The sequence below is a fragment of the Weizmannia acidilactici genome, assembly GCF_008974185.1.
GTDB lineage: Bacteria > Bacillota > Bacilli > Bacillales > Bacillaceae_C > Weizmannia > Weizmannia acidilactici.
The window spans coordinates 1-3,553 of the sequence record NZ_BKZP01000067.1 but is presented as its reverse complement, the minus strand read 5'-3'; the positions used below and the strand labels follow the sequence as shown (position 1 = coordinate 3,553).

3 protein-coding genes are annotated in these 3,553 nt (G+C 30.8%); all 3 read right to left on the bottom strand.

All coding sequences use genetic code 11. From position 1 onward, the window contains the following. Window positions 1–285: 285 nt before the first annotated feature. Window positions 286–1,230: a hypothetical protein gene (locus BpJC4_RS15505; protein WP_151698183.1), complete on the bottom strand. Its 945-nt coding sequence runs from the start codon at window positions 1,228–1,230 to the stop codon at window positions 286–288. Between the two features lie 39 nt (window positions 1,231–1,269). After that, a complete protein-coding gene (locus BpJC4_RS15500) occupies window positions 1,270–2,937 on the bottom strand; it encodes a DUF262 domain-containing protein (RefSeq protein ID WP_151698182.1) in 1,668 nt (555 codons plus the stop codon). Beyond that, window positions 2,919–3,553 (bottom strand): group I intron-associated PD-(D/E)XK endonuclease (locus BpJC4_RS16270; RefSeq protein WP_172968383.1); only part of this gene is annotated, 635 nt, incomplete at its 5' end. The genes BpJC4_RS15500 and BpJC4_RS16270, both read right to left, overlap by 19 nt.

Below are 3,553 nucleotides of genomic sequence, written 5' to 3'. Positions count from 1 at the left end.
ATGTCCTTGTTGCAATTCATCGACAATAATTATTATATCCGCTTATACAAAATTTAATCTTCCCGTTACTATTTTAGAACTTGTAAACTCTTATGCATTAAAATTAATCATTAATTCCAATAATTTTTATTGAATCGTCTATTTTAAATTGAATAAAACACAAAGAAAGTATCTACATTATAGCCATGAGTAGATTATTTTCATTACAAGGATGTAAGTGAAAGAACATAAATATTTTTTGAATAACGAGCTTCTTATTTACTTTTGTTATTCATCTCTTCGTAATCAAAAATACTCGTCTGGTTCTGCAATAGTTAACTTTGCGCCGGATCGAACTAATTCAAGTACTGTCATAAACTGATAATCGTAATTCCCTTCATCCCTACCATTTAGCCCTATACTATAAATCCAATCAGTGTAACTATCGCTTCCTATATATTCAGTAAAAACAGTACCACCAGATGACACTTGAAGCACCCCTAGTTCAAAATGGAAATCTACATATCTAACCTCATGAGGGTAGTCTCTTGTTTTATAAACAAAACCAAAATCGAATTCCTGCTCAGGTTCGACTCCATTTGCAAAGGCTTCAAGGTAATCTTGAATTGCCATAAAAAATTCAGAAATTCGTTCTGATTCATGTTCCTTAGTATATTCCATAAAGGTTTTGACAAGGATGTCTCTCATAATTTGAAAGCTTTCTACATCTCCGGGTAGAACTAGATCTTCTTCCTGATCTGTGTGATAGTCTGATACTATTAGGTCTGGCCATTTTTTGCTAGTTTCCTTATAAAGTTCTTCCAATTTACTACGCATATAGGAAATGTTGTTAGATATAGGTTCCAGCATTGCAAGGTATAAATGAATATACATATCATATTCATGAGGTTCGAAATACATGGTAATGATATCATTGATTATTACACTAGCACTTACCATACGTTGGGCAACATCAAGGGCAGTATCACTTAACGGTGCCACTGAATCATAAAATTCGTCGTCATCTGGAATTATTATTTGTTGAATACCACATAGTAAACCGACAGAATCTGGCAATTTAAATCTAATATCATAAAAATCTTTTGCCTCTTCGCGTGATCTTGGTTGGTATAAATCAAAAAGTTCTTCAAGGGCAGACAACAATTCATCGCTACCATCAAGTATTTCGTTAACAACAGAACCAAGTTCAAGGCAAAACTGAACTAGGTTTTTCTGATTGCCCTGAGACACATAATTACCTCCCACATAAGTAAACAGGTTAAAAATTGCCTAGTTTTTGATTAACATTTCAACAATCTCATTTTCCCGTTTCCTAAGAACTTCTGGTGTCCATTCATTTTTCTGGTCAATAAATACTTTATTTGCACGAAATACATCAATACGACCATTTAAATAACGTTTCTTTTTCTCAATAAAATCCAGATTACTTAAAGAACTGTTTTTCCTCTTATTGATTAATACGAGATTCGCAATTTTATCTACCCAGAATTTATGTTCCTCTTCTGTAAAGTCCTTAGCCCATTGACTTTCAGAATTAGGATGTTGTGGTAAAATATGTTCCACACTAATATTTTTATATCCTGATAAGTGAACGGTATTGTCACTCTTTAAGTATTCTATTTTCAACAAAAGATACTTTGCATACTGTTTTTTATAAATATCACTGCTTATATTTCTTTTAAATTCATCTAGGTCAATTTTAAATATATCTTTGTTTTCCAATAGTTCATCTGGATTATTTGCTTTTTGTATAGCCTTTAAAATGGTATTCATTGCTTCAAGTCGCGGAGTTGGATTAACACCTACTACCCAATCACCAACAAATTTAAATTCTAATTTCTTTAAGAACTCATCTAATTTTTGATGTTTAAATTTTGCATAATAAAACATTATGGCTGGAATCCAATCCTCTGACCGAAGCCCAATTTTCATGATTGTAATAAGGTTTTTGAATTGATTACTTAATTCGTTATCTTCCAGCTCTATTACATTTTGATACACTTCGTCATACTGTTTGATAAACTCCAATGTATCATGACCTTTTTTAAGTTTACCTAGCTTATAAATTTTTTCTTCAAATTCATCAAGTAAATTAGACCTTGCTTTTTCCTTAACAATAATTGTTCTTATGAAATTCAAAAAACGATCAAAACCTTCTCCAAATCTACCTTCTATTTCTTCCCAGTATTTTGCATACTTCTTAATATCTTTATCATTATTTAGATGACCAATATTCATGGATTTTAAAATATCAGCACTTGTTAATGGAATTCCACGATCATTTAAAATCGTAAACATTCGAAATGCATCCTCAGTATTATCTGTTGAAACATAAATAAGTAGTGCCTTGTTTAAAATAAATTGGACAAACTTATCTAAATTATCCTTTTCCTGCAGTTGTTCCCTTAGAACTAATAAAGCATTTGCCATGTTTGAAATCGATATATTATCCTTTTCCCGTTCTCCTTTTAAATCATCAATTAAACTAGTACCATTCTCTTCAATAACATATTTCTTTATAAAGCCTTCTACATCATCCCGAATTTGATATGTAATGCGTTGTCTTTCTGGTATCATAAGTAATTCATCTGCTCTTTGATAAATCTTTTGTTGTAGAGTATCTTTATATGAAGGATTTTCTAGTAAATCTCTTAAAACCGCAAACATCAGAAAGAATGTAGTAAGACGTTGTTGTCCGTCTAGCACTTCATATTCATCAAATTCATCATTGTCTGTTCTTTTTAGTACAAGAGAACCTAGAAAATATTCATTTTCATTTTTATAAGTAAATGCATAGTATAAATCATCAATGAGATCAATGATATTTTCAGTTTGCCATACATATGAGCGTTGATATTCTGGAATTAAAAACCAAAAATCTGGTGAAAAAATTTTCTGTAAAACCTTTTTATCTGAATCTATTTTTCCGCTTCCCATTCAAAAAACTCCTTTGCATAGTTACTAATAAAATAATTGCTTAATAAATGCCATGAATTAAAATATTCGGAGCGTAACCCCTCTTTCTCATGTACAACTCTGCTACGTTTATCTAGAAAGTCATCAATACTTAGACACGCAAATACATTGTCTCTAAAATTATAACCAACTACAAAGTCAATTTCTTTTATTCCTTCCTCTTGCTCATCAACTGTTTCAAAAGCATCAATTTTATAAACTTGATAAGGTATAGTGGATTCCTTATAAGCGGAATCATATTGAAGGTGCCTTACCAATATTCTCGCTATTTTCCCTTTATAGGTTGCAGTAATATGGTATGTTGGATTACTTTTAGATGAGCGAGAAATATCATAACCTTGTTCAATAAGTATATCCGATATTATTTGTATCGCATCATATTGATTGTATGTAAATGAGTATTTTGCCCTTTGCCTAGGTAAATCTAGTATTCTTTTATCAATGCCAATTGTTAGATATAGTTTCCTAAATTTTCTTTCAAGACCTCTAGAAATATGTTGTGCTACCTTTTTTATTAGAATTAAATCTTCCTTGCAATATGTAAATTTATACTTAACCCATCCATTCTCATCTTTAT

Excerpts from the sequence above, each read along its gene's own strand:
- BpJC4_RS15500 (WP_151698182.1), bottom strand. The coding sequence starts at position 2,937 with ATGGGAAGCGGAAAAATAGATTCAGATAAAAAGGTTTTACAGAAAATT.